We start from the raw sequence: 23,590 nt of genomic DNA, 5'->3' as shown, positions 1-23,590 counted from the left end.
GACCTGCCGCACCCCGCCCGGATCACGGCGCTCCCGCCGGACCAGCCGAGTAGAGGAGGGCACCGTGCCGGACGCCGGTCAACTGCTCGCCGACGCCCTCGCGGCAGCGCGCGGCACCGACGTACGGGCGGCCGAACGTGCCCTCGACCGGCTCGTCGTCGGCGACGGCCCGACGGTGGACGCGGCGCTGCTCGCCCGCCTGGTCCGCGGCGTCGGGCGGCTCTGGCCACGCGGCTGGCAGCCGGTCGACCTGGACCGGATCGCGACCCGGCGGCTGGCGGCCCGCGGCGTACGGATGCTCCGGGACGTGCTGGCCGCCCAGCGCCGGAAGCAGCCCGACCCGGTCCCGCCGTGGTTCGACGACCAGCTCGCCGAACTCGGCGCGGGCTGGGACGGCGACACCGGATGGCTGGACCGGCGGGCCGACGGTGACCGGATCACCGCGCTTCGGGACGCCGTCGAGGCGCTCGCGCTGGTCGAGGGGCTGCCGCCGGTCGCGGTGCTCCGCCCGCCGCCCGGTGGCACGGCCGCCGCGCCACGCGCCGCCGCCCCGGCCGGTGCGTCTCGGATGTTGGACCGGGTACGCGCGCTGCTGGCCAAGGCCGAGTCGACCACCTTCCCGGCCGAGGCGGAGGCGCTGACCGGGAAGGCGCAGGAGCTGATGGCCCGGCACAGCATCGACGCGGCCCTGCTCGACGCGACCGCCGAACGGCCGGACCAGCCGAGCGGCGTCCGGCTCGGCACCGACGCCCCGTACGCGGCGGCGAAGGCGTTGCTGATCCAGGAGGTGGCGGCGGCGAACCGGTGCGAGTCGGTGTGGTCCGACGACCTCGGCTTCGCCACCGTGCTCGGCTTCCCCGCCGACCTGGCGGCGGTCGAGCTGCTGCACACCTCGCTGCTGGTGCAGGCCACGACGGCGATGTTGCGGGGCCGGGGCGAGCGCACGGGCAACGGCCGAGGCGGCGGGCGGCGCACCAAGGGGTACGACGAGTCGTTCCTCAACGCCTTCGCGCTGCGGATCGGGGAGCGGCTGCGGGCGGCCACCTCGGCGGCGGACCGGGCGGCGGCCGAGGAACGCGGCGACGACCGGCTGCTACCCGTGCTCGCCGCCCGCTCGGACGCGGTCCGGGAACGCGTCGACCAGCTCTTTCCCGGCGTCACCCGGCACCGGCTGCAGGTACGCGACGCCGAGGGCTGGACCTCGGGCACCTCGGCCGCCGACCGGGCCTCGCTCGATGTCGGCTCCCCCGGCCACCGCGCGGTGCGTCGCGGTCGCTGACTTTTCTCGGGAGAATGTCGGATCGGGCGTGCCGGCTCCGACTCGTCCGGTGAGAGGCCACCGCCGGTGGCTCGTACCCGAGGAGTGACCGTGAAGTACATGCTGCTGATCTGGAACCGGCCCGGCTTCGTCGAGGCGCTGTCGGAGGAGGAGCGGAACGCGCTCTTCGGCGAGGTCGACGAGATCATGAAGGCGCTGACCGAGTCCGGGGAGCTGGTCGGCGGCGACGCGCTGGCCCACCCGTCGCAGACCCGTACGGTCCGGTCCCGCAGCGGTGGCGTCGAGATCACCGACGGGCCGTTCGTGGAGAGCAAGGAGCAGTTCGCCGGCTACCTGACGGTCGACTGCGAGACCCCGGAGCGGGCCGCCGAGATCGCCGCGAGCTGGCCGGACGTGCGGCGCGGCCTCGGCGTGCTGGAGGTCCGGCCGGTGATGGGCGGGGGCGGGACGGAAATGTGACGACCGCGGGTGTCGAGGACCTGCTGCGCACCCTCGCGCCGCAGGTCCTCGGCGTGCTCGTGCGCCGGCACGGCCAGTTCTACGCCTGCGAGGACGCGGTACAGGAGGCCCTGCTCGCCGCCGCCACCCAGTGGCCGGAGCAGGGCGTCCCGGACCACCCCCGCTCGTGGCTGGTCACCGTGGCGACCCGCCGGCTCACCGACGAGTGGCGCAGCGAGCGGGCCCGCCGGGACCGCGAGGTCGCGGTGGCGGTCCGGCAGCCGGCGTACGCGGCGGTCGCCCCGCCCGCCGACGAGGAGCCGCCGAGCGGGGATGACACGCTGAAGCTGCTGTTCCTCTGCTGCCATCCGGCGCTCACCGGCTCCGCCCAGGTGGCGCTCACGTTACGGGCGGTCGGCGGGCTGAACACGGCGGAGATCGCCCGGGCGTACCTGGTGCCGGAGGCGACGATGAGCCAGCGGATCCGCCGGGCCAAGCAGCGGATCGAGGCGGCCGGCGCGCGCTTCGTACTGCCCTCGGCCGCCGAACGGGACGAGCGGCTGCACGCCGTGCGGCACGTGCTCTACCTGATCTTCAACGAGGGCCACACCGCCTCCAGCGGCGGCGAGCTGCACCGGGCGGAGCTGACCGGGGAGGCGATCCGGCTGGCCCGGGAGCTGCGCCGGCTGCTCCCCGACGACGGCGAGGTCACCGGACTGCTGGCGTTGATGCTGCTCACCGACGCGCACCGGGCCGCCCGGACCGGCCCCGGTGGGGAGCTGATCCCGCTCGCCGAGCAGGACCGCACCCGCTGGGACCGGGGCGAGATCGAGGAGGGGATCGCCCTGGTGACCGAGGCGCTGACCTGGTCACCACCCGGCCCGTACCAGGTGCAGGCGGCGATCGCGGCGGTGCACGCCGAGGCGCCGACGGCGGCGGAGACCGACTGGCCGCAGATCGTCGGCCTCTACCGGGTGCTCGCCCGGATCGCGCCGAACCCGATGGTCACCCTCAACCAGGCCGGCGCGGTGGCCATGGTGGACGGCCCCCGGGCCGGGCTCGCCCTGCTGGCGCCGCTCGCCGCCGACGAGCGCGTCGCCGGGCATCACCGCCTCGCCGCCGTCCGCGCCCACCTGCTGGAACTGGCCGGCGAGCGGGACGACGCGCGGGCGGCTTACCTGGCCGCCGCGCGGGCGACCACCAGCCGGCCTGAGCAGCGCTACCTGGAGGTACGCGCCGCGCGGCTGGCCGCCGAGCGGTGAACCCGACGGGGTGGACGGCCGACCCGCCGCCGGCTCCGGGCGGACCGGGCCGGCGGCGGGTCGGGCCGCTCAGTCGACCGGGCGGAAGCGCCGCAGCCGGAGGCTGTTCGCCACCACGAAGACCGACGAGAAGGCCATCGCGGCACCGGCGATCATCGGGTTGAGCAGGCCGGCGGCGGCCAGCGGCAGGGCAGCCACGTTGTAGGCGAAGGCCCAGAACAGGTTGCTCTTGATGATGCGCAGCGTCCGCCGGGAGAGCCGGATGGCGTCCACGGACGCCATCAGGTCGCCCCGGACGAGGGTCAGGTCGGAGGCCTCGATCGCCACGTCGGTGCCGGTGCCCATGGCCAGTCCCAGGTCGGCCTGGGCCAGTGCGGCGGCGTCGTTGATCCCGTCGCCGACCATGGCAACCGTCCGCCCCCCGTCCTGGAGCCGGCGTACCGCGTCGACCTTGTCGGCCGGCAGCACCTCGGCGATCACCTGGTCGATGCCGACCTCGGCGGCCACCGCCCGGGCGACCGTGGCGTTGTCGCCGGTGAGCAGCACCGGGGTGAGCCCCAGCTCGCGCAGTCCCGCGATGGCGGCCCGGCTGGTCGGCTTCACCGCGTCGGCCACCGCGAGCACGCCCCGGGCCCGCCCGTCCCAGCCGGCGAGGATCGCCGTCCGGCCGGCGGCCTCCGCCTCGGTCGCGGCCCGCACGACCTCCTCGGGTACGTCGAGGCCCCGCTCCCGCAGCAGCCGAAGCCGCCCGACCACCACGTCCCGGCCGTCGACCGAGCCGGTCACGCCGAGCCCTTCGACGTTGGCGAAACCGGTGACCGCCGGCACCGGGCCGGCCTGCGCCGCGCCGTCGGCGACCGCCCGGGCGATCGGGTGCTCGGAGGCGGCCTCCAGCGCGCCGGCCAGCCGCAGCAGCTCGTCGGCGTCCTGACCGGCGGCGGGGAGCACGTCGACCAGGGTCATCCGTCCGGTGGTCACCGTGCCGGTCTTGTCCAGCACCACGGTGTCGACCTGGCGGGTGGACTCCAGCACCTCCGGCCCCTTGATCAGGATGCCGAGCTGGGCGCCCCGCCCGGTGCCGACCAGCAGCGCGGTCGGCGTGGCCAGCCCGAGGGCGCACGGGCAGGCGATGATCAGCACGGCCACCGCCGCGGTGAAGGCCGCGGTCGTACCGGCCCCGGTGCCGAGCCACCAGCCCAGCGTGCCGGCGGCCAGCGCGATCACGATCGGCACGAAGACCCCGGAGATCCGGTCGGCGAGCCGCTGCACGGCTGCCTTGCCGGTCTGCGCCTGTTCCACCAGCTTCGCCATCTGGGCGAGCTGGGTGTCGCCACCGATCCGGGTGGCCCGGACCACCAGCCGGCCGCCGGCGTTGACGGTCGCGCCGACCACGGTGTCGCCGGGGCCGACCTCGACCGGCACCGACTCGCCGGTGAGCATGCTGGCGTCGACCGCCGAGGTGCCGTCCTCGACCACGCCGTCGGTGGCGACCTTCTCCCCGGGGCGGACCACGAACCGGTCCCCGACGACGAGCTGGTCCACCGGGATCCGGGTCTCCTGGTCGCCGCGCAGCACCGCGACGTCCTTGGCGCCGAGTTCGAGCAGGGCTCGCAGGGCGGCGCCCGCGGTGCGCTTGGCACGGGCCTCGAAGTAGCGGCCGGCCAGGATGAAGACGGTGACGCCGGCCGCCGCCTCCAGGTAGATGTTGCCCGCGCCGTCGGTGCGGGTGATGTCGAAGCGGAACGGGTGGGTCATCCCGGGCATCCCGGCGTCGCCGAGGAAGAGCGCCCAGAGCGACCAGCCGAACGCGGCGAGGGTGCCGAGCGACACCAGGGTGTCCATCGTCGCCGCGCCGTGCCGCAGGTTGATCCAGGCGGCCCGGTGGAACGGCAGCCCGCCGTAGACGACCACCGGGGCGGCCAGGGTCAGCGACAGCCACTGCCAGTAGTCGAACTGCCAGGCCGGCACCATGGCCAGCAGGATCACCGGCACGGCCAGCGCCACCGACACCCACAGCCGGGTACGCAGCCCGCGCAGCTCGTCCAGCGGCTCGGCGGTCGCCTCGGCGGCGGCCTGCGCGGGCGGTGGCGGCACGGCGGCCGTGTAGCCGGTCTTCTCCACGGTGGCGATCAGGTCGTCCGGGGTGACCTCGTCGGCGTACCGGACGGTGGCCTTCTCGGTGGCGTAGTTGACCGTTGCCTCGACGCCGTCCATCCGGTTGAGCTTCTTCTCGATCCGGGCGGCGCAGGAGGCGCAGGTCATGCCGCCGATCGCGAGTTCGATCAGGTTCGGCGCGACCGGCAGGGGCGCGGAGCCCGTGCGCGGGCTTTTGGCGGTCGATGTCATCGCGGCACCTCCGGTCAATTGTGCCCGTGACCGGGGACGCCGTGCCCGGCGTCCGGGGTCGGTGCGGTGGTGGCCGGCGCCTGCGGCGCCGGAGCGGCCTGGTCGCCGGCCAAGACGGTGAACTCCGCGGTGTGCACCGCGTCGCCGTGCCGGAAGTCCAGGAACAGGCGGTACGTCCCGGCCGTGGGCACCTCGGCGGCGAAGCTGACCGCCGGCCCGGCCGGGGTCCGCCCGTCGCCGGGCGCGCCCTCCGGGTGCACGTGCAGGTACGCCAGGTCGCCCTGTCGCAGCGCCACCAGGTGCCCGTACGCCCCGAGGTAGGGCTGCAGGTCGGTGACCGGTTTCCCGTCCCGGCTGATGGTCAGGGTGAGCTGGCTGGTGCGGCCGGGCTGCGGGGCCCCGCTCAGGATGACGGTGTAGCCGTCGACGGTGGTGCTGGTGACGGGCGTGGGCAGTGGGCGCTCGACCAGCTCGCCGGGGACGGTGACGTCGACCCCGAGCGTGAGGGGCTCGCCGCCGGTCGGGGTGAAGTCGGCGAACGCCCGCCAGACGCCGGGGCCGGCGAGCGGCGAGGCGACCCGCCAGGTGCCGTCGGTGGCCAGCTCCGGGTGGACGTGCCGGAAGCCGGAGAGGTCGCGGCGGGCGACGATCAGGTGCATGCGCTTGTCGTGCGCCACGTCGTAGCGGGTGACCGGCTGACCGTCGGGCCCGGTGATCCGGAAGGCGAACTCGCCGGCGGGGGCGGTCACCGGTTGCAGGGTGTAGCCGCGGTCGGAGACGAGCAGCCCGCCGGGCAGGTGGTCGGTGGCGCCGGCCGTGTGGTCGGCGCCGGTGTGGCCGGCTTCGTTGCCGCCGCCGGTGTGGCCGGTTTCGGTGTTGTCGTGGCGGGTCTCGGCGGCCGGGGTGACGGGGCCGGTCAGCTGGCCGACCCCGTACGCCGTGCCGAACACCGCCGCGAGGCCGAGGGTGAAGCCGCTCAGCTTCGTCGCCGTGTTCATGGTGTTACCTCGGTTCCTTCGGGTCCGGCGGACCCGTCACGCCCCGACGAGGTCGTATCCGGCCTCGTCCACGGCGGCGCGGACGGTGTCCGTGTCCAACTGGCTCTCACTGGTGACGGTGACCTGGCCGGAAGCCAGGTCGACCTGGACGTCGCTGACGCCCGGGATCGCGCCCACCTCGGTGCTGACCGAGTTGACGCAGTGCCCGCAGGTCATGCCCTGCACCTGGTACGTGTTGGTGACCATGGCTAATCTCCTTTCCCACCGCCTCCGACCTTATACCCCCTAGGGGTAATTGGAAGCGAGACGTCTGCCACTTGACTCGTTACCGCTACCCCGTGGGGGTATCGGCCACGGGAAGGAACATAACATACCCCGGAGGGGTAAGCTATCCTCGACTTCATGACCGCACCGACGACCCCGACCCGGGGCTACACCGCCAGCAAGGACCAGCTGCTCGCGCGGCTCCGCCGCATCGAGGGCCAGGTTCGCGGCATCGAGAAGATGGTCGAGGACGACCGCTACTGCATCGACGTGCTGACCCAGATCTCCGCCATCCAGGCCGCCCTGGACAAGGTCGGCCTCGGCCTGCTCGACGGGCACGCCCGGCACTGCATGCGGGAGGGTGCCGCCGAGGGTCGCGCCGACGAGATGGCCACCGAGATGATGGCCGCCGTCGGCCGGCTCATGAAGCGCGGCTGAGCCGGTAGCCCCGGGGCGGACTGGCTACCATTCCCGGCGACAACCCGCTGGCGCCGCCCCGGCGCGCCTCCGCCGGCCGGTGGACCCGACCGGCCCGGCGACACGCTTGCCGCCGTGAATCGTTGGGAGTCTCGTCATGGGCGCCGACCACACCCGTCCCGCGCCGTCCGCCCCGCCGGGCGTACGACGGATCCTCGTCGCGACGGTGGTGCCGCTCTTCGTGATCACCGTGGTCGCCGCGCTCGTGCTCTGGCCACGGGACACCGGCCGGGAGCCGGCGGGCGGCCCGGACGTGCCCCGCTACCACGGCACGGTGACCCGGGTGGTGACCGAGCCCTGCCCACCGGCGCCGGAGACGCCGGAGGGCGCCCCGGGCGGATCCACCGGCCCCTGCGGGACCGTCACCGTCACCGCCGAGCAGGGCCCGGACGCCGGGCGACAGGTCGAGGTGCCCGTCCCGGCCGGACCCGGCGCGCCCCGGGTCGAGGTGGGTGACGCGGTCGTGCTGGTCGAGCTGACGGACCCGGCCGACCCGGCGGCGAAGAGCTACCAGATCGCCGAACACCAGCGCGGCGCGCCACTGGCCTGGCTCGCCGCGCTGTTCGCCGTCGCCATCGTCGCGTTCGGCCGCTGGCGCGGGCTGGCCGCACTGGGCGGCCTGGTGGCGAGCTTCGCCGTCCTGCTCGGTTTCATCCTGCCCGGGATCAGCGCCGGCCAGCCGCCGCTGCTGGTGGCGATCGTCGGGTCCGCGCTGATCATGTTCGTGGTGCTCTACCTGACCCACGGGATCACCGCGCAGACCTCGGTGGCGGTGCTCGGCACCCTGGGCAGCCTGGTACTGACCGGCGTCCTCGGCGCGCTGGCCACCGCGGCCACCCATCTGACCGGGTTCGGCAGTGAGGACGCCACCACCCTGTTGATGTTCCAGAACGACGTCGACCTGCACGGGCTGCTCCTGGCCGGCATCATCATCGGCTCGCTCGGCGTGCTGGACGACGTCACCGTCACCCAGGCCGCCACGGTCACCGAGCTGGCGTACGCGAATCCGGGGCTGTCCCGGATCCAGCTCTACCGGGCGGCCACCCGGGTGGGTCGCGCCCACATCGCCTCCACGGTCAACACGATCGTGCTGGCGTACGCGGGCGCGTCGCTGCCGCTGCTGCTCCTGCTCGTCGCCGACTCCCGCCCGCTGAGTCAGATCCTGACCAGCGAGTTCCTGGCCCAGGAGATCGTCCGCAGCATCGTGGCCACGCTCGGCCTGGTCGCCGCCGTACCGCTGACCACCGGGCTGGCCGCGGTGGTCACCGCCGCCGGGCGGCGCGCCGGGTCGGACGGCGAGCCGCCGGTGCCCCCCGCCGCTCGGCCACCGGCGGAACGGGACAATGCTCTGGAGGCGCTCGGCGGGGCGGCCGCGCGGCGGCGCGGGCCGCAGGGGAGCACGGAGGTCGCATGGTGAAACTCCGTAGCGTGACCGTCGGTTCCAAAGGCGACGGCGGTCACGCAGGGCAACGACGAAATCGCACTATTAGTCGGCTTCCGGACGTAGATCGCCGTGGGGACTCTCAGGTAACCTCGCTGCCGGTCACCGCCGAAGGCGCGCTACGGCGCCTGCGGTGCCGCCGCCCAATCGCTCGACGGCGAGCCGGGGAACCAGGTACGAGGGGTGAATCCGCGACCAGCGGTAGGGGCCACTTCCGCCCCGAACCCGGCAGCTAACCCGGTCGGCGGTCTACGGAAGGGAACACTGTGACGGCACCCCTGCGCCGCTGGTTGACACCCGTGGTGGCCGTACTCGCCGCGTTCGCCGTCGTCGCCGGGCCGACCCCGGCCATGGCGGCGCCCACCAACCCCACCCCGTCGGGGCACGAGGAGGACGACGATCCTCCGCTCATCACGGACGTCCTCAACGCCACGAACCGCGCGTACCTGCAGGCCAAGGCGAAGCTCGACAAGTCGCAGCAGCGCCAACGCCAGCTGGCCGGCGAGGTACGCGCCGCGCAGGCCGAACTCGACGCGCTGCGCCCGCAGGTCAGCCAGATCGCCGCACAGTCGTACCGCACCGGCCGGCTCGGCGTGATGGCCATGTTGCTGGAGAGCAACACGCCCGACTCGTTCGTCCAGCGCGCCGCCGCCCTGGACGAGCTGAACATGGTCCACGCGCAGCGGCTCGCGGCGGTCAACGCGGCGAAGACCCGGGCGGAGCAGGCCAAGCTCGCGGTCGAGGCCGAGGTACGCGAGCAGGAGAAGCAGAAGAACGCGATGGCGCGGGAGAAGGTCGCGGCGGAGAAGGCGTTGGCGCTGGTCGGCGGGCGGGGATTCACCGGCGGTCTGGTCTCGGCCACCTCGCCGGTCGCCCGGATCGGGCCCGGTCGCACCGCCGACGGTGACTGGAAGTCCGAGTCGTGCAGCGAGAACGATCCCACCACCTCGGGCTGCATCACGCCGCGCACCCTGCACGCCTACAAGGAGGTCCGGCGAGCCGGCTTCACCCGCTTCGCCGGCTGCTACCGCTCCGGCGGGCCGTGGGAGCACCCGAAGGGTCGGGCCTGCGACTGGTCGTTGCAGAACAGCGGCTTCGCGCCCTGGCACAACAACGACACCCGGATGTACGGCAACAACGTCGCCGCCTTCCTCATCCGCAACGCCGACCGGCTGGGCATCTACTACGTGATCTGGAACCGGCAGATCTGGTTCCCGGCGACCGGTTGGAAGTCCTACAGCGGGCCCTCCAACCACACCGACCACGTCCACATGTCGCTGCTCTAGGGCGTGCCCTGGTCGCTCCCGGCTGGGCCCTGGAGCGTCCCCACGGTGGTCGGGGTGCCTGGCGGCACCTCGGCCACCGTCCGCACCTCGCCCGCGCTGAGCCGGTACGACATGCCGACCACCCCGCACCGGCCGGCGGCCACCAGTTCGGCGATCACGGCGGACCGGGCCAGCAGCGCCTCCAGGGTCTGCGCGATGTGGATGTCGACGATCCCGTCCACGTCCTCGATGCCCTGGCGGGCGGCCTGGCGCAGGCTGGGCACGACGGCCTCGACCACCGCACCGAGGTGCCCGGCCGGTGAGGTACCGGTGGTGACCGCGTCGCGGGCGGCCTGCACCGCCCCGCAGGAGTCGTGGCCGAGCACCACGACCAGCGGTACGCCGAGCACGGTGATCGCGTACTCGACGCTGCCGAGCACCTCGGGTCCGACGGTGTGGCCGGCGGTCCGCACCACGAAGAGGTCACCGAGGCCGCGGTCGAAGATGATCTCGGCGGCGAGGCGGGAGTCGGAGCAGCCGACGATCACCGCGAAGGGGTGCTGGCCGTCGGCGACGGCGGCCCGGTGACCGGCGTCCTGGTTCGGATGGCGAGGCACACCGGTGACGAAGCGGGCGTTGCCGGCGTACAGCTCGGCGAGCGCCTGTTCGGGTGTGTTCGGCGTCATGGCAGTCACCTCGTCCTCGCGCGATACGACCTGGTCGACCCGGTCGGCGGCGGAGACGGCCGCAAGAACCAACGTCACACCCTCAGCGAAGATACGTCAAGATTTACGTGATACAGATTTCATGTGTTTGCGGGCGCTTGACCTGACGGCAACCGGAGGGGGGTCGGGGCAGGAGCCGGAACGCCCCGAGCGGGGTCATACCATGACCATCATGGCGACGACAGCGAGCGAGAACGGGAGCGGCCGTAACTGGACCTTCCTCACCAACCACGGGCACGTGCTGCTGGCCATCGCGCGCAACCCGACCGCCCGGCTGCGGGACGTGGCCGACGAGGTGGGGGTGACCGAGCGGGCCGCCCAGGCGATCGTCGCCGACCTGGAAGCCGGTGGTTACCTGCGTCGCACCCGGGTCGGGCGGCGCAACGAGTACACGATCAACCCGAGCGGCCACTTCCGGCACCCGGCGGAGGCCGACCAGCAGGTCGGCGCCCTGCTCGCCCTCTTCACCGCCGAGCCGGCCGCTCCCGGCGCCTGACGCCCGCGCTCCCGGACCGGATCGTCGCGCGGCGGGACCCGGCCCCGCGCCCACCGGACAGCCGGTACGCGCCGGGCGGTCGGTCCATCGCCCCGGCCGCCCGGCGCCACACTCCCGGCACCCTGCCGCCGGCACAGCGACGGTAATCTCAGCGAGTGCGCGACAGCTTGCGGCCGGACGGGACGACGGTGAGCGTCCGAACCGGACACCGGTTCCGGTCCATCCTCTGTGCGGCTGCGGTCGCGGCGCTGCTCGGCGGCGTCCTGGCCCCGCCAGCACCCGCCGTGGCCGCGCCGAAGTGCGGCCCGACCGGCGGTCCCGCACCCACCGAGAGGCCCTGGGCACTGGACCGGCTCGACCCGGCCGGGGCCTGGCGGATCACCCGGGGCGCGGGGGTCACCGTGGCGGTCATCGACTCGGGCGTCTCACCCAGCCACCCACTGCTGCGCGGCCAGGTGCTCGACGGCACCGACTTCAACAACCTGGCGCGGTCCAAGGGGCAGTGCGACCTGGTCGGCCACGGCACCCTGGTGGCAGGCATCATCGCCGGCCGGGAGGACACCGACACGGCGTACAAGGGGATCGCGCCGGAGGCGAAGATCCTGCCGATACGCGTGCTCGCCGACGGCAAGAAGACCTTCGACGAGTCGATCCCGGCACAGATCGGCCTGGCCATCACCTGGGCGGTCGACCACGGGGCCGACGTGATCAACCTGTCCCTGGCCACACTGGACGACCCGGCGCTGAAGAAGGCCGTCGACCGCGCCCTCGACGAGGGGGTGATCCTGGTGGCCGCCGCCGGCAACCGGCAGGAGAACCAGCAGGACCAGCCCGCCTACCCGGCCGCGTACCCGGGGGTCATCGCCGTCGCCGGAGTCGACGACAAGGACGAACACGTCGGCACCTCGGTCACCGGCGACTACGTGGACGTCGCCGCGCCCGGGCTGAACATCGTCGGCCCGGCGCCGCAGGGGGGATACCTCGCCGAGCCGCAGGGCGGCACCAGCTTCGCCGCGGCGTACGTCTCCGGGGTTGCCGCCCTGGTCCGCGCCGCCCACCCGAAGCTCAGCCCGAAGGAGGTCGCCCACCGGCTGACCCACACCGCCGACAACCCGCCGGAGGGGCGCAACGCCGAGGTCGGCTACGGGGTGGTCGACCCGTACCGGGCGGTGACCAGCCTGCTGGGCACGCGCAGCGACCCACCGGTCGGGGCGATGCCGGAGCCGGTCCCGCCGGCCGACCCACTGGCCTGGCAGCGGACCGTGGCGGTCTGGGTGGCCGTGGTCGGCGGGGCGATGGCCGGCGTCCTGCTGGTGCTCCGGCCGATCATGGTCCTCGGCCGGCGTCGCGGCTGGCGCCCCGGACGGCGGCCGGCCCGGCTGGACGCCTGAGCCCGTTCCAGGGCGGCCGTCGAGCCGCACGATGTTGATGACGCGCTATCGGCGTGTGGGCGGGCTCCCGGCCGCCGACGGCAGCCGCCCGCGGCGGGGTACGCCAGCCGTCAGCGGCCGGAATCCGGACCGCCGGCAGCGGCACCCGCGCCCGGAGGAAAAGCACTACGGCTCCGTCCCGGCCGAGCCGGGGCGGAGCCGCAGAGGACCCGTCAGATCAGGTCCAGAGCTTGGAGTTGCTCATCTCGGTGGACATGTAGTTCTCCCGAGCGATGCCGACCGCCTGGCCGATGTCGTTCAGGACCCGGTTGATGTCCTTCACCGCAGCGTCCCACTGGGCCTGGTGCTGCTGGTAGGCGACGCGGTCCTCGCCCTCCCACTCGAGCCTGGTCAGCATCGAACGCAGGGTGTCCAGCTTCTCGTCGATGGTCCGCGAGATGGCCTGCATCTGCTGGTTGCTGCTCTCGAGGACGGCGTAGTCGACCTTGATGCTCATCAGTTCCTCCTCTGCCTGGCTACGCGGATCACGGGTTGAGAGCAGCGTGGAACTTGTCCAGCATCTGCTGCTGCTCTTCGTCGTTGACCTGGTGCGTCGTGCCCGACTTGTCGAGCAGGTCAGCGATGCTGTCCATCGCCGTCAAGAGCTTCGCCGTGTCCTCGTTCCAGCGCGTCATCAGGTTCTGGAAACCCGTGGACGCCTGGCCCTTCCAAGCCATCGCCAGGTCGTCGACCACGTTCCACAGCTTCTTGAGCTCGCCATCGACGTCGCTGCGCGTGGACCGCACGTCACTCGCGGCGGTGTGCAGAGTCGCTGCACTGACCTCGAACGCCATGCTTCACACCCTTCCGTCATCTTCGTGGCGGCGGATCCGCCGCGCCCTCCCCCGCGGCAAGGCCAACGCACCCCACCGACGGACACTTCACCTCGAACGGTAGCGGACAAGCTCCAACCCGCGCAGCCCTGCATCCCTATCGTCGTTTTCGACAGGCCAGGACCGGCAACCGCTCCCGCTCCGTACCGTACAACGTGGACGGCGCTCGGCCCGAGCCGGACCGCAACCGTCGGCATCGATCGCCTGACGCCCCTCCACTAGGCCGGATCCGTCCACGCGGTCTGAATCAGCTGCTGACCGTCGCGGCGGCGGACCAGCGTGCCCCGGCCCGGCGGCTGCGGGCTCGGCCGCAGGTTGCCGAAGACCGCGCCCTCCTCCCGGCTGCCGGACATCAGCAGGCCCGGCGAGTCCAGCTCACGCAGGCGTTGCAGCACCGGCTCGTACAGGGCTCGGGCCACGCCGCCCACCCGGCGGGTGAGGATCAGGTGCAGGCCGATGTCCCGGGCCTGCGGCAGCAGCTCGTGCAGCACGCTGAGCGGGTTGTTGCCGCCGGACGCGACCAGGTCGTAGTCGTCGACCAGGATGTAGAGGTCCGGGCCGTTCCACCAGCTCCGGTCGCGCAGCTGGGCGGTGGTCACGTTCGGGCCGGGCAGCCGGTTCTGCAGGGCGGTTCGGATCGAGCCCAGCCCCTGACTGAAGACCTGGTTGGACGGCGCGTAGTCGAGCAGGTGGTCGCCCTCCACCGCACCCAGCAGACCGCGCCGGTAGTCGGCGATGACCAGCCGGGCCTGGGCCGGGCTGTACCGCTCGGCGACACCCCGGGCGATCAGCCGCAGCAGGTTGGTCTTGCCGCACTCGGCGTCGCCGAAGACGGTCAGGTGCGGCTCGCTCGCCAGGTCCAGGTACACCGGCGCGAGCGCCGACTCGTTGACCCCGATCGGGATGCCCGGGGCCGACCGGTCGATGACCTTCGCCAGCTCGGCGACGGAAAGCTTGCGCGGCAGCAGCCGTACCTTCGGCGCGGGACGACCCGGCCAGTTGGTCGCCACGTGCCCGGCCAGGGCGACCGACGCCTCGGTCAGGTCCTCGATGTCGCGCTTGCCGTCGATCCGCGAGATCCCGGTGAGGAAGTGCAGCTTGTCGTGGGTCAGACCACGGCCGGGCGTGCCCGTCGGCACATTCTGCGCGGCCCGGCGGTCGATCTCCGACTCGGCCGGGTCGCCGAGCCGCAACTCCAGCTTCGTCCCGAGCAGATCCCGCATGTTGATCCGGATCTCCGCCCACCGCACGGCCGTGACAACCACGTGTACGCCGAAACCCAGCCCGCGGTTGGCCAGGTTGGTGATGGTCTGCTCCAGCTCCTCGTACTCCTGGCGCAGGGTGTTCCAGCCGTCGACCACCAGAAAGATGTCGCCGAACGGGTCGTCGGCGAACTCGCCGGCCGCCCGCCGCCGGCGGTAGCTTGCCACCGAGTCGATGCCGTGCTGGGTGAAGCGCAGCTCCCGCTCGTCGATGATCGCGACCACCTCGGCGATGGTCCGCCGGACCGCCTCGGTGTCCCGCCGGCCGGCCACCCCGGAGGTGTGCGGCAAACCCTCCAGGCTGCGCAACGCGCCACCGCCGAAGTCGAGGCAGAAGAACTGCACCTCGCGCGGGGTGTGGGTGAGCGCCAGCGAGGCGAGCATCGTCCGCAGCAGGGTGCTCTTGCCGCTCAGCGAAGCGCCGACGATCACCACGTTGCCGCCCGCGCCGGCCAGATCCACCATCATCGGGTCACGCCGCTGCTCGTACGGGCGGTCGACGATGCCGACCGGCACGGTGAGCCGGCCGCGGCCCGGCCAGTTGGCGGTGCACAGGCCGAACGTCGGGTGCACGCTCAGCGGCGGCAGCAGCTCGCCCAGGCTCGGCGGCTCGGCCAGCGGCGGCAGCCAGACCTGGTGCGCCGGCCGGCCCCGCCCCTTGAGCCGGTCGATCAGCACGTCCAGCATGGCCACGGCCTTGCCGTCGGCCGCCTGCTCCGGCTCCGGCGCGGTCTCCAGCGGGCTCGGCAGGGCCGGCACCGGCACGTAGTCGATGCCGTACGGGACGATCCGGCGTTGCACCTGCGCCCGGGTGGACCGCTGCACCTGCCCCGGCGCCCGGTACGGCCCCGAGACGTACGCGGCCCGGAACCGGAGCATGGTGCTGGTGTCGGTCTTGAGGTAGCCGTGACCGGGCGCGTTCGGCAGCTCGTACGCGTCCGGCACACCGAGCACGATCCGGCTCTCGACGGCCGAGAACGTCCGCAGACCGATCCGGTACGACAGGTGGGTGTCGAGGCCCCGGAGCTTCCCCTCCTCCAGCCGCTGGCTGGCCAGCAGCAGGTGCACGCCGAGCGACCGGCCGAGCCGGCCGATCATCACGAACAGGTCGATGAAATCCGGCTTGGCGGCGAGCAGCTCGCTGAACTCGTCGCAGATGATGAGCAGGCTGGGCATCGGATCCAGCTGTTCGCCGGCCGCCCGGGCCTTCTCGTAGTCGTACCGGGAGACGTAGTTACCGGCCGCCCGGAGCACCTCCTGGCGGCGGTTCATCTCGCCGGCCAGGGCGTCGCGCATGCGGTCGACCAGCGGCAGCTCGTCGGAGAGGTTGGTGATCACCGCACTGGTGTGCGGCAACGCGTCCAGCGAGGCGAAGGTGGCGCCACCCTTGAAGTCGACCAGGACGAAGTTGAGCTCCTCGGACGAGTGCGTGACGGCCAGCGCCCCCACGACCGTACGCAGCAGCTCGCTCTTGCCGGAACCGGTCGCGCCGATGACCAGGCCGTGCGGGCCCATACCCTCGTGGGCCGACTCCTTGAAGTCCAGCTCGACCACGTTGCCGTCCGGCCCGACACCGAGCGGGATGCGCAGCCGGTCCCGGTGGCTGCGCGGCCGCCAGGTCTGCTGCACGTCCACGGTGGCCGCGTCGCCGACACCGAGCAGGTCCGGCAGCTCCATGCTGCGCGACAGCGGCTCCTCGGCGGTGGCCCCCTGCTGCTGCGAGAGCCGGTAGGGGGCGATCTGCCGGGCCAGCCCCTCGGCGGCCGCCACGGTGAGCCGGTCCGGCCGGCCGAGCCGGGACGACGTGGTGCCCCGGGCCAGGTCCAGCCCGGTGCCGTCGCCGACGTCGAGGCAGAGCAGCCAGCGACCGGCGTCGCGGGGCACGGTGCCGGAGAGGTCGATCACCGTGGCGCCGAGCAGGCCAGGTCCCATCAGCGCGCAGGTCGCGGAGACCTCGCCGCCGTCGAGCAGCACCACCAGGTGCGGGGCGGTGGTGAGCGGCTTCGCCTCCGGAGCGAACCGGGGGCGGCCGTTCAGCTCGTTGCTGAGCGCCCCCTCCGCCTCGGCGAGGCTGGCGAAGACCATCCGGCGGGCGCCCGCCGCGTCCGTCCGCCCCGGGTGCTGGGCGTGCGGCAGCCATTTCGCCCAGTCCCACACCGGCTGCCGGTCCGGCGCGGCCACCACCGCCACCATCAGATCGTCCGGGGCGTGGAAGGTGACCAGCTGGCCCAACGCGGCCCGGGCCAGGTCGAGCACCGGCTCCCGGTCGCCGCGCAGCACGATCCGGCTGAACGCGCGCAGCGACAGCGCGGTGGGCAGGTCCGGCACGCTGGAGTGGGCCCGGACGAACCGGCGCAGCGCGATCGCGCTCATCGGCTCCAGGTCCTCCACCGGCTTGGTCTCCGGCGGCACGATCTCCACTGCCAGCCGCTGCGGGCCGAGCGCGATGCGGGTCTCGCCGAAGTCGTCCTCGGTGATCCGTCGCTCCCACAGCCGGCGCGAGGAGGCGATCGACCAGAGCGCGTCCGGCTCCGGGTGCCGCCAGGTCATCGCGGCGCGCTGCTGCTCGGCGGCCCGGCGGGTGCGCTTGCGCATCTGGGCCAGGTAGCGCATGTAGTCGCGCCGTTCGGAGGTCAGCTCGGCCTTGTTGTTGTTGCCGGCGCCGAGGGTCCCGATCGCCATACCCAGCATCGACACGCCGAAGAGCCCGCCGGCCACGTACGTCATCATGCCGCCGCCGCGCCCGGCGTAGAGGAACGCCATCGCTCCGACCCCGCACAGCATCGGCAGGATCATCAACACCTGGCCCATCCCGCGCGGCTGCTGCTCGGGCAGCTCAGGCGGTGACTCCAGCAGCACCTCGCCGCGCGGCAGCGCGGGCCCCGGTTGACGCGGAAGCCGGCGGAACACCACCGTGCTCACGGCATCTCCTCCCCAGAAGCGGCCCTGATTGCGGTCTGCCACTCACCCGAGGCGTCGGGTGGGCAACCTGTGCGACAGCCATCGTAGGTAATCTCCCGAAGGCGTCGGGACCCATGGGGGGCGACACCACCGGCCGGGTGGATCGTATGCGAGCACAAGGAGGCCACTGTGGCGACGAAGACGGCGACCGGCGGGCTGAGCCGGATCACCATCGTGGCGCCGCGGACCAGGATGGACCTGGCGCTGCCGTCGGACGTTCCGCTGGCCGACCTGCTGCCCACCCTGCTGCGGTACGCGGGCGAGGACCTCGCCGACGAGGGCGTGCGGCACGGCGGGTGGAGCCTGTCCCGGCTCGGCGGGCATCCGCTGGACGGCGGCCGTACCCCCGCGCAGCTCGGTGTGCGCGACGGCGAGGTGCTCTACTTCAACCCCCGGGCCGGTGCCGCTCCCGAGATCGTCTTCGACGACGTGGTGGACGCGGTCGCCACCGCCACCAACCAGCGTCCCGGCACCTGGCAGGTCGGCACCACCCGCGCGTTCGCCGTGCTCTTCGCCGGGGTGGCCCTGGCCGGCGGCGCGGCGGCGGCGCTCTTCGCCGGTCCGCCGCAGTTGCCCGGTGCGCTGGCCGCGCTGGTGGTCGCGCTCGCCCTGCTGGTGAGCGCCGCGGTGCTGTCGCGCGCGGCCGGCGACAGCCGCACCGGCGCGGCGCTGGCCATGGGCGGTCTCGGCTACGCGGCGATCGGCGGCCTGCTGGTCCTCGCCGGGGACCGGAAGCTGACCGAGCTGGCCAGCCCGCACGTGCTGCTCGCGGCGACCGCGGTGGTGCTCTTCGGCGCGGTGGCCGCGCTCGCCGTCGGAGACCGGCTGCCGCTGTTCCTCGGCGCGGTCGCGGTGGGCGCCGCGGTCGGCTTCGGCGCGGTGGTCAGCCTGGTCTTCGGGGTGGGCGCGGCAGCGGCCGCAGCGGTGATCGCCACCGTCGCGTTCGCCGCCCTGCCGATGCTGCCGATGGTCGCCTACCGGCTGGCCCGGCTGCCGGTGCCGTCGATCCCGACCGGCCCGGACGACCTGAAGACCGACACCGAGTCGGTCGACGGGCCGGGCGTGCTGCGCAACAGCGAGCGGGCCGACGCGTTCCTCACCGGCCTGCTGTGGACGGTCGCGCTGCTGGTGCTCGGCGGCCAGGTGGTGCTCGCCCACAACGGCCGGCTGCCGGCGGTGCTGCTCTGCCTGATCCTGGCCCTGCTGTCGCTGCTGCGGGCCCGCCCGTTCATCGGCCGCGCCCAGCGCACCCCGGTGCTGCTCGCCGGCACCGTCGGGCTGGGGCTGGCCGCCGCGGCCGCCTTCGGCGCCGGGGCGCTGCCCGTCCGGCTCGGGCTGATCCTCGGCGGCCTGCTGCTGGCTGCGGTGATCAGCCTGATCTACGGCCTCAGCGTGGCGGGCAAGCGGATCTCGCCGGTCTGGGGACGGACCCTCGACATCGTCGAGATCCTGCTGATCATCGCCCTGGTGCCGCTGGCCGTCTGGGTGTGCGGCGCGTACGGCTGGATCGTCAATCTTCGACCGTGACCGTGCCCATCACGGTCGCCACCGGCGCGGTCGCATAGACGCCCGGACCGTGCTGCCCGTCCAGCGGACGGGCCGGCACGCCGGACCGGCCTGCCACGTCCCGGACGGCCTTCACCAGCGCCTCGGCGTGCCCGTCCATCGCCGCCACCCGCAGCAGCGGCGGCACCCGACGCCCGCTCGGGAGCACCACCGCCGCGACGGTGTGCGACGGCGCCGAGGTCGCCGTGACCGCGTCGACCAGTGCGCCCAGCGACCCGTTGGGGCGTACCCGCAGCGCCAGGCAGCGCTGCGTCCAGCCGCCGCCGTGCAGGCTGGTCCAACTCTCCACCGGTGACTCGGGCGCCAGGTCGAGCCCGGCCCCGGAGACCACCGCCGCGTGCAGCTCGTCACGGCTCAGGACGCGGTGGCTGAGACCGGCGGCGTTCAGCGTCTTGCCGAGCCGGCCGATCCCGGCCGCGACGGTGCGATGCACGCCGCGCAGCCCGCCGCCCCGGCTCACCGTCTCCGCCCGGGCGTCGGAGACCGACAGTCGCAGCGCCACCCAGACCGTGCGGTGGGCGGCCGGCGGCGCGCCCGGCGCCGGGTACCAGACCAGGGTGTGCGACACGACCTGGGTCTGGGTGACCGGCCCGGTGAAGTCGGCGAGCACCGCGAGGGCGCGGTCCACCATCGCCGCCTCGACGGAGCCGGCGGGCGCGCCGGGGCGGCCGGTCAGCGCGACGGCGGCGAACCAGCCCCGGTCGTCCTGGCCGATGCCGAGCCGGGTGCCCCGATCGGTCAGCTCGACGACGGCCAGCTCCGGGGCGAGCGCGCCGAGCCTCGGGTCGCCGGCCGGCGCCGCGCCCCGCGCCCGCGCCCGGCGGCGGCGCAGCCGGCGCCGGAGCACCCGGTCCTCGTACCACCAGCGGCCGCCCCGGCGGCCGAAGGCGACGAAGACCGCCACCACGGCGAGCCCGGCGACGGCGGCGAGCATCCAGACCGGACCGGCGGTGGCGAACCAGACGGCCAGCGCGGCGCACTCCAGCACCACGAGCTGACCGACGACGACCGGGCCGAGCCGGCCACGCCGACGCCGGTCGGCCGGGGTGATCGGTCGGTCCGCCGCGACGGCGGGGGCGGTGGCCGTACGACCGGATGGCGCCTGGACCTGGGTCATCGGTGAGCGTCCCTTCTGGACATCCTGGGCATCCCACGGGTCGGTGTGTCGCCGGAGTGCGGGCGGGGTCCCGGTCAACCGTCGACGGCCCCTTATCGTAGGGAAGCCCGCGGCGGAGTTTCGGACCTGATCGCCGCGGACCCACCCCTGCCGGAGGTTACTCATGCGGACCCGCCGCGATCAGGTGCAGGCGTACCGCTTCGTCACCCGCCGCATCGTCTCCGCGCTGCTCTCCGGTGACCCGGAGACCAACGACCTGCCGATGCGCCGGCTCGGCATGGCGGTGTTCGGCAGCGTGATCGCCGCCGCCGTAGTGCTCGGCGGCGCCGGCGCGTACGGGCAGCTCACCGGCAACGCCGCGCCGCTGGAGTCGAACACGTTGGTGATCGAGCGGGAGACCGGTGCCACGTACGTCTTCACCGAGGACGTGCTGTACCCGACACTCAACTACGCCTCGGCCCGGCTGATCCTCGACGAGGCCGACCCGACGGTGCGGACCGTCTCCCAGGCGTCGATCAAGGACCGGCCGCGGGGCCGGGCGGTGGGCATCGTCGGCGCCCCGGACGACGTGCCGGACCGGAAGTCGCTGGTCGGGCTGCCGTGGTCCGTCTGTGACGTGCCCGATCCGGCCGACCCGCAGCGCTCCACCACCCGGCTGGTGGTCGACCGGCCGCTGCCCGGCGGCACCCCGCTCACCGACCGGGCGGTGCTGGTCCGGGCGGACGGCAAGCGGTACCTGCTCACCAACGGCGCGCGGCTGCAGATCGTCGGCGACCAGCAGGCGCTGGTGGCGTTGAAGATGGCCAGCGCGACGCCGCTCACCGTCGGGCAGCAGTTGCTCAACGCGGTGCCGGTCGGGCCGGAGCTGCGGAAGCCGGCGATCGACGGGAGCGGCGGGCTCACGGTGGGCGACCGCCCGGCCCGGGTCGGGCAGGTCTTCCGGGCCGCCGAGCAGTACTACGTGCTGACCCGGCAGGGGCTGATGACGGTCACCGAAGTGACCGCGCTGCTGCTGCTCGGTGCCGGCGGCCAGGTGACCGACCTCACGCCGGACCAGGTCGGCCAGGTCTTCACCGGCCAGCGGATGGATCCCGTGGGACTGCCGGAGAAGCTGCCCGTCATGCACGAGGTGCAGCCCGGCCGGACCGTGCTGTGCGCCACCTACCGGTCGGGTGGGCCGGGGCAGCCGCCGGTCACCACGCTGGAGGTCTTCGACCAGCCGCCGGCCGAGCTGACCGCGGCAACCGGGGTGGACGCCCGGCAGGGGAGCCGGGACGCCGTGCGTACCGCGGAGCGTGTGCTGCTGCCGGGCGGCAAGGGCGTGCTGGTGCAGGCGACGGCAGGTGAGAGCGGGAAGGCGGCGGCCGGCGCCACGGTCTATCTGATCACCGCCCAGGGGGTGCGCTACCCGCTCGGGCCCGACGCGAAGGCCGCGCTCGGGTACGGCGACGTGACGCCGCTGGCGGTGCCCGCCTCGTTGCTGGCGCTGGTGCCGACCGGGCCGACCCTGGATCGGCGGGGCGCCATGACCCATTTCGACCTGGGTGCCAGGTCGTCCGGCTCGACGGCCGGATCCGACGACACGGAGGCGACCCCGGCCCAGGGCGGCTGACCGCCGATCTGATGTGGAGCATGGCCGGCTGTGGGTCGCCCGGCCCGGCACCGGTCGACTAACCTGAGTGTGGCCAAGAATCTCGACGATGACTACGGGGATGCAGTCATGACCGGGCGCACGACAGTTGACGTACTGTCCTTGGAGGACTTTCACCAGCGGCTCGAGCGGCGGTTGAGCGAGGCCGAGGCGGTACTGAAGAAGCTCAACACCGAGATGCAGTGCCAGCCGCCGGCGCTGGGCACGTTCACCGACGCAACCGCCAACTCCCGCCGCTACTCCGAAACGCACGCGGGCTACGTCGACCACGCCGAGCGGCTGCACCGGGCGATCGTGGCCGCCAAGAAGGCGACCCACACGATCATGACCAACTACCGGACCACCGAGGCGCGCAATGCGGCCGTCGCGGCCGACATCATCGCCGCGCTCTCCGGGTTGAGCGACGCGATGAAGCCGGCGAAGGGAGATGATCCGCGTGTCTGAGTACACCAGCCGCTATGAGCACGTCAGCCACAAGGAGCTCTACCACGGCGTCACCGCGGGCGACCCGAAGCAGATCGACACGCTCGGCGCCCAGTGGAGCTCGCTGAAGGACACCCTCGAGGGCCTCAGCCGGGATCTGACCGGCGACCTGGACGCACTGGCCAAGAGCTGGACGGGCGACGCCGCCCGGGAGTTTCACCAGCGGCTGAACCTGGTCGTCGACTACTCCGGCAACCTCGCCCGCGGCACGGCCGAGATCCAGCAGGCGCTCGGCATGATGGCCACCGAGCTGCGCACCGCCCAGACGAAGGCGGAGAGCCCGGAGGAGACCGACGACAACGACAAGTTGCTCGCCGGTGCCGGCAAGGGCTTCATGCTGGGCGGCATCACGGGTGCCGTGATCGGCGGCATCGTCGGCCACGAGCAGGACAAGGCCGAGCAGGAGAAGGCGCACCAGCGGATGGTGCAGGTCGTCGCCAACCTGGCCGAGGGGTACGACTTCTCCGCCTACGGGCGGGTCGTCATCCCCGAGCCGCCCCCGCCCCGCCTGCCGGGCCACTCCGACCCGAGCGACCCGACGCTGCGCAAGGGCCCGTCGGTGGCCACGCCCTCGTCGGGGCCGACCTCCGGCACGGCCGGCCACATCCCGGGGGCCACCGCGACCACGCCCGGCGTCCACCACACGGTGCCGAGCGGCGGCACGGGGCCCGGCGCCGTTCCCGGGGGCCCGGGCACGGGCCACCCGGGCATCATCGGCTCCGTAGACGTGGTCGAGCCCGCCGGCACCTCGCTCGCCGGCGCCGGCCCGGTGACCACCACCGGCCCGTCGGTCACTGGCCTCACCAGCACCGGTGTCGGCGGCACCACCTCGACCCTCTCGCCCGGCGGAAACCTCTACGGGCCGGCCGGCGTGGTGGGCACCGGCTCGCTGGCCGGCGCGGGGCCGGCGTCCGGCCGGCCCGGCGGGATGTCCGGCCTGGAGAACCGGTCGGCGGCCGGCACCGGGCGGCTCGCCTCCGGGCGGGGCCTGGTGGTGGAGTCCGAGGGTCGGACCAACGGTGGCCGTGGCACGAACACGCGCCCCGCGATGGCCGGGCGCAACGGCGTGCTGGGCGGGCGCGGCCAGCACGCCGAGGACGAGTCGGAGGAACGGCTCACCTGGCTGACCGAGGACGAGATGGTCTGGGGCGACGGCCGGTCGGCGCCGCCGCCGGTGCTCGGCACCGACTGATCGCACGCTGACGGACGGCGCGGCGAGCCCTCACCGGAGGGGTCGCCGCGCCGTCCGCGTTCGCGCACCGGGGTATACCTAGCAGGTATACCGGCTGTGTATAG

General features: G+C 73.7%; 20 protein-coding genes and 1 riboswitch. Of the genes, 12 read left to right on the top strand and 8 right to left on the bottom strand.

Annotated features, from left to right (window positions below; translation table 11 throughout):
- Window positions 1–64: 64 nt before the first annotated feature.
- The 3 genes from ACIRG9_RS12430 (at window position 65) to ACIRG9_RS12420 (ending at window position 2,979) form a co-directional block, all read left to right on the top strand.
- Window positions 65–1,279 (top strand): DUF2786 domain-containing protein, encoded by a 1,215-nt coding sequence (locus ACIRG9_RS12430; RefSeq protein WP_402854162.1) that lies wholly within the window; start codon window positions 65–67, stop codon window positions 1,277–1,279.
- A gap of 99 nt (window positions 1,280–1,378) precedes the next feature.
- Window positions 1,379–1,738: a YciI family protein gene (locus tag ACIRG9_RS12425; protein ID WP_402854300.1), complete on the top strand. Its 360-nt coding sequence runs from the start codon at window positions 1,379–1,381 to the stop codon at window positions 1,736–1,738.
- Window positions 1,735–2,979: an RNA polymerase sigma factor gene (locus ACIRG9_RS12420; protein WP_402854159.1), complete on the top strand. Its 1,245-nt coding sequence runs from the start codon at window positions 1,735–1,737 to the stop codon at window positions 2,977–2,979. Before ACIRG9_RS12425 ends, ACIRG9_RS12420 begins: the two co-directional genes overlap by 4 nt.
- A gap of 69 nt (window positions 2,980–3,048) precedes the next feature.
- Here the strand turns inward: ACIRG9_RS12420 and ACIRG9_RS12415 are convergent, their stop codons facing one another.
- Genes ACIRG9_RS12415 through ACIRG9_RS12405 form a run of 3 tightly spaced genes read right to left on the bottom strand, consistent with a single transcriptional unit; the run spans window position 3,049 to window position 6,569 of the window.
- Window positions 3,049–5,325, bottom strand: coding sequence for a heavy metal translocating P-type ATPase (locus ACIRG9_RS12415; protein WP_402854156.1), 2,277 nt, complete (start codon window positions 5,323–5,325; stop codon window positions 3,049–3,051).
- Window positions 5,326–5,339: 14 nt separating this feature from the next.
- Window positions 5,340–6,323: a hypothetical protein gene (locus tag ACIRG9_RS12410; RefSeq protein WP_402854154.1), complete on the bottom strand. Its 984-nt coding sequence runs from the start codon at window positions 6,321–6,323 to the stop codon at window positions 5,340–5,342.
- A gap of 36 nt (window positions 6,324–6,359) precedes the next feature.
- Window positions 6,360–6,569 carry a heavy-metal-associated domain-containing protein gene (locus ACIRG9_RS12405; protein WP_402854151.1) on the bottom strand — a complete coding sequence of 70 codons (210 nt, stop codon included), beginning with the start codon at window positions 6,567–6,569 and terminating at the stop codon, window positions 6,360–6,362.
- A gap of 156 nt (window positions 6,570–6,725) precedes the next feature.
- Between ACIRG9_RS12405 and ACIRG9_RS12400 the strand changes: the two genes are divergently transcribed.
- From ACIRG9_RS12400 to ACIRG9_RS12390, 3 genes are all read left to right on the top strand, one after another.
- The gene (locus ACIRG9_RS12400) at window positions 6,726–7,025 is read left to right on the top strand and encodes a metal-sensitive transcriptional regulator (RefSeq protein ID WP_123239535.1); all 300 of its coding nucleotides are present in this window, start codon (window positions 6,726–6,728) and stop codon (window positions 7,023–7,025) included.
- A gap of 136 nt (window positions 7,026–7,161) precedes the next feature.
- Window positions 7,162–8,481, top strand: coding sequence for a YibE/F family protein (locus tag ACIRG9_RS12395; protein ID WP_402854148.1), 1,320 nt, complete (start codon window positions 7,162–7,164; stop codon window positions 8,479–8,481).
- Window positions 8,482–8,635: 154 nt separating this feature from the next.
- A riboswitch (cyclic di-AMP (ydaO/yuaA leader) is annotated at window positions 8,636–8,769 on the top strand.
- 2 nt (window positions 8,770–8,771) lie between these two features.
- Window positions 8,772–9,791 (top strand): coiled-coil domain-containing protein, encoded by a 1,020-nt coding sequence (locus ACIRG9_RS12390; protein WP_402854145.1) that lies wholly within the window; start codon window positions 8,772–8,774, stop codon window positions 9,789–9,791.
- On the opposite strand, the gene ACIRG9_RS12385 is transcribed toward ACIRG9_RS12390, so the two are convergent.
- The gene (locus ACIRG9_RS12385) at window positions 9,788–10,456 is read right to left on the bottom strand and encodes a carbonic anhydrase (protein WP_402854298.1); all 669 of its coding nucleotides are present in this window, start codon (window positions 10,454–10,456) and stop codon (window positions 9,788–9,790) included. The two genes, ACIRG9_RS12390 and ACIRG9_RS12385, sit on opposite strands and share 4 nt — an antisense overlap.
- 202 nt (window positions 10,457–10,658) lie before the next feature.
- On the opposite strand from ACIRG9_RS12385, the gene ACIRG9_RS12380 reads away from it, so the two are divergent.
- On the top strand, window positions 10,659–10,991 hold the full coding sequence (locus ACIRG9_RS12380; RefSeq protein ID WP_402854142.1) for a helix-turn-helix transcriptional regulator: 333 nt from the start codon (window positions 10,659–10,661) through the stop codon (window positions 10,989–10,991).
- A gap of 155 nt (window positions 10,992–11,146) precedes the next feature.
- Window positions 11,147–12,382: a type VII secretion-associated serine protease mycosin gene (gene mycP, locus ACIRG9_RS12375; protein WP_402854140.1), complete on the top strand. Its 1,236-nt coding sequence runs from the start codon at window positions 11,147–11,149 to the stop codon at window positions 12,380–12,382.
- Between the two features lie 217 nt (window positions 12,383–12,599).
- Here mycP and ACIRG9_RS12370 read toward each other — a convergent pair whose 3' ends face one another.
- The 3 genes from ACIRG9_RS12370 to eccCa all read right to left on the bottom strand — a co-directional run bounded on the left by ACIRG9_RS12370 (window position 12,600) and on the right by eccCa (window position 17,438).
- Entirely contained in the window at window positions 12,600–12,878 is a 279-nt protein-coding gene (locus ACIRG9_RS12370) for a WXG100 family type VII secretion target (RefSeq protein ID WP_402854138.1), read from the bottom strand.
- 28 nt (window positions 12,879–12,906) lie between these two features.
- Window positions 12,907–13,215, bottom strand: a complete 309-nt coding sequence (locus ACIRG9_RS12365) for a WXG100 family type VII secretion target (protein WP_402854136.1) — start codon at window positions 13,213–13,215, stop codon at window positions 12,907–12,909.
- A gap of 257 nt (window positions 13,216–13,472) precedes the next feature.
- Complete coding sequence (eccCa, locus tag ACIRG9_RS12360; protein WP_402854133.1) at window positions 13,473–17,438, bottom strand: type VII secretion protein EccCa; 3,966 nt, start codon at window positions 17,436–17,438, stop codon at window positions 13,473–13,475.
- Between the two features lie 168 nt (window positions 17,439–17,606).
- Between eccCa and eccD the strand changes: the two genes are divergently transcribed.
- Entirely contained in the window at window positions 17,607–19,004 is a 1,398-nt protein-coding gene (eccD, locus tag ACIRG9_RS12355) for a type VII secretion integral membrane protein EccD (protein WP_402854131.1), read from the top strand.
- Here the strand turns inward: eccD and ACIRG9_RS12350 are convergent.
- Entirely contained in the window at window positions 18,988–20,160 is a 1,173-nt protein-coding gene (locus ACIRG9_RS12350) for a type VII secretion protein EccE (protein ID WP_402854129.1), read from the bottom strand. The two genes, eccD and ACIRG9_RS12350, sit on opposite strands and share 17 nt — an antisense overlap.
- 163 nt (window positions 20,161–20,323) lie before the next feature.
- On the opposite strand from ACIRG9_RS12350, the gene eccB reads away from it, so the two are divergent.
- The 3 genes from eccB to ACIRG9_RS12335 all read left to right on the top strand — a co-directional run bounded on the left by eccB (window position 20,324) and on the right by ACIRG9_RS12335 (window position 23,486).
- A complete protein-coding gene (gene eccB, locus ACIRG9_RS12345) occupies window positions 20,324–21,772 on the top strand; it encodes a type VII secretion protein EccB (protein ID WP_402854127.1) in 1,449 nt (482 codons plus the stop codon).
- A gap of 108 nt (window positions 21,773–21,880) precedes the next feature.
- On the top strand, window positions 21,881–22,255 hold the full coding sequence (locus ACIRG9_RS12340) for a hypothetical protein (RefSeq protein WP_402854124.1): 375 nt from the start codon (window positions 21,881–21,883) through the stop codon (window positions 22,253–22,255).
- The gene (locus ACIRG9_RS12335; RefSeq protein ID WP_402854121.1) at window positions 22,248–23,486 is read left to right on the top strand and encodes a WXG100 family type VII secretion target; all 1,239 of its coding nucleotides are present in this window, start codon (window positions 22,248–22,250) and stop codon (window positions 23,484–23,486) included. The genes ACIRG9_RS12340 and ACIRG9_RS12335 overlap by 8 nt, the downstream gene beginning before the upstream one ends.
- Window positions 23,487–23,590 lie beyond the last annotated feature (104 nt).

The sequence above is a fragment of the Micromonospora sp. NPDC093277 genome, assembly GCF_044765245.1.
In the GTDB taxonomy this organism is placed as follows: Bacteria; Actinomycetota; Actinomycetes; order Mycobacteriales; family Micromonosporaceae; genus Micromonospora.
This window is presented reverse-complemented; position numbering and strand designations above follow the sequence as displayed.

Bases quoted from the DNA above. Each gene is read 5' to 3' on its own strand.
- ACIRG9_RS12425 (WP_402854300.1), top strand. From the start codon at position 1,379: ATGCTGCTGATCTGGAACCGGCCCGGCTTCGTCGAGGCGCTGTCGGAG.
- ACIRG9_RS12415 (WP_402854156.1), bottom strand. From the start codon at position 5,325: ATGACATCGACCGCCAAAAGCCCGCGCACGGGCTCCGCGCCCCTGCCG.
- ACIRG9_RS12410 (WP_402854154.1), bottom strand. From the start codon at position 6,323: ATGAACACGGCGACGAAGCTGAGCGGCTTCACCCTCGGCCTCGCGGCG.
- ACIRG9_RS12405 (WP_402854151.1), bottom strand. From the start codon at position 6,569: ATGGTCACCAACACGTACCAGGTGCAGGGCATGACCTGCGGGCACTGC.
- ACIRG9_RS12400 (WP_123239535.1), top strand. From the start codon at position 6,726: ATGACCGCACCGACGACCCCGACCCGGGGCTACACCGCCAGCAAGGAC.
- ACIRG9_RS12395 (WP_402854148.1), top strand. From the start codon at position 7,162: ATGGGCGCCGACCACACCCGTCCCGCGCCGTCCGCCCCGCCGGGCGTA.
- ACIRG9_RS12385 (WP_402854298.1), bottom strand. From the start codon at position 10,456: ATGACGCCGAACACACCCGAACAGGCGCTCGCCGAGCTGTACGCCGGC.
- ACIRG9_RS12380 (WP_402854142.1), top strand. From the start codon at position 10,659: ATGACCATCATGGCGACGACAGCGAGCGAGAACGGGAGCGGCCGTAAC.
- ACIRG9_RS12370 (WP_402854138.1), bottom strand. From the start codon at position 12,878: ATGAGCATCAAGGTCGACTACGCCGTCCTCGAGAGCAGCAACCAGCAG.
- ACIRG9_RS12365 (WP_402854136.1), bottom strand. From the start codon at position 13,215: ATGGCGTTCGAGGTCAGTGCAGCGACTCTGCACACCGCCGCGAGTGAC.
- ACIRG9_RS12350 (WP_402854129.1), bottom strand. From the start codon at position 20,160: ATGACCCAGGTCCAGGCGCCATCCGGTCGTACGGCCACCGCCCCCGCC.
- eccB (WP_402854127.1), top strand. From the start codon at position 20,324: ATGCGGACCCGCCGCGATCAGGTGCAGGCGTACCGCTTCGTCACCCGC.
- ACIRG9_RS12340 (WP_402854124.1), top strand. From the start codon at position 21,881: ATGACCGGGCGCACGACAGTTGACGTACTGTCCTTGGAGGACTTTCAC.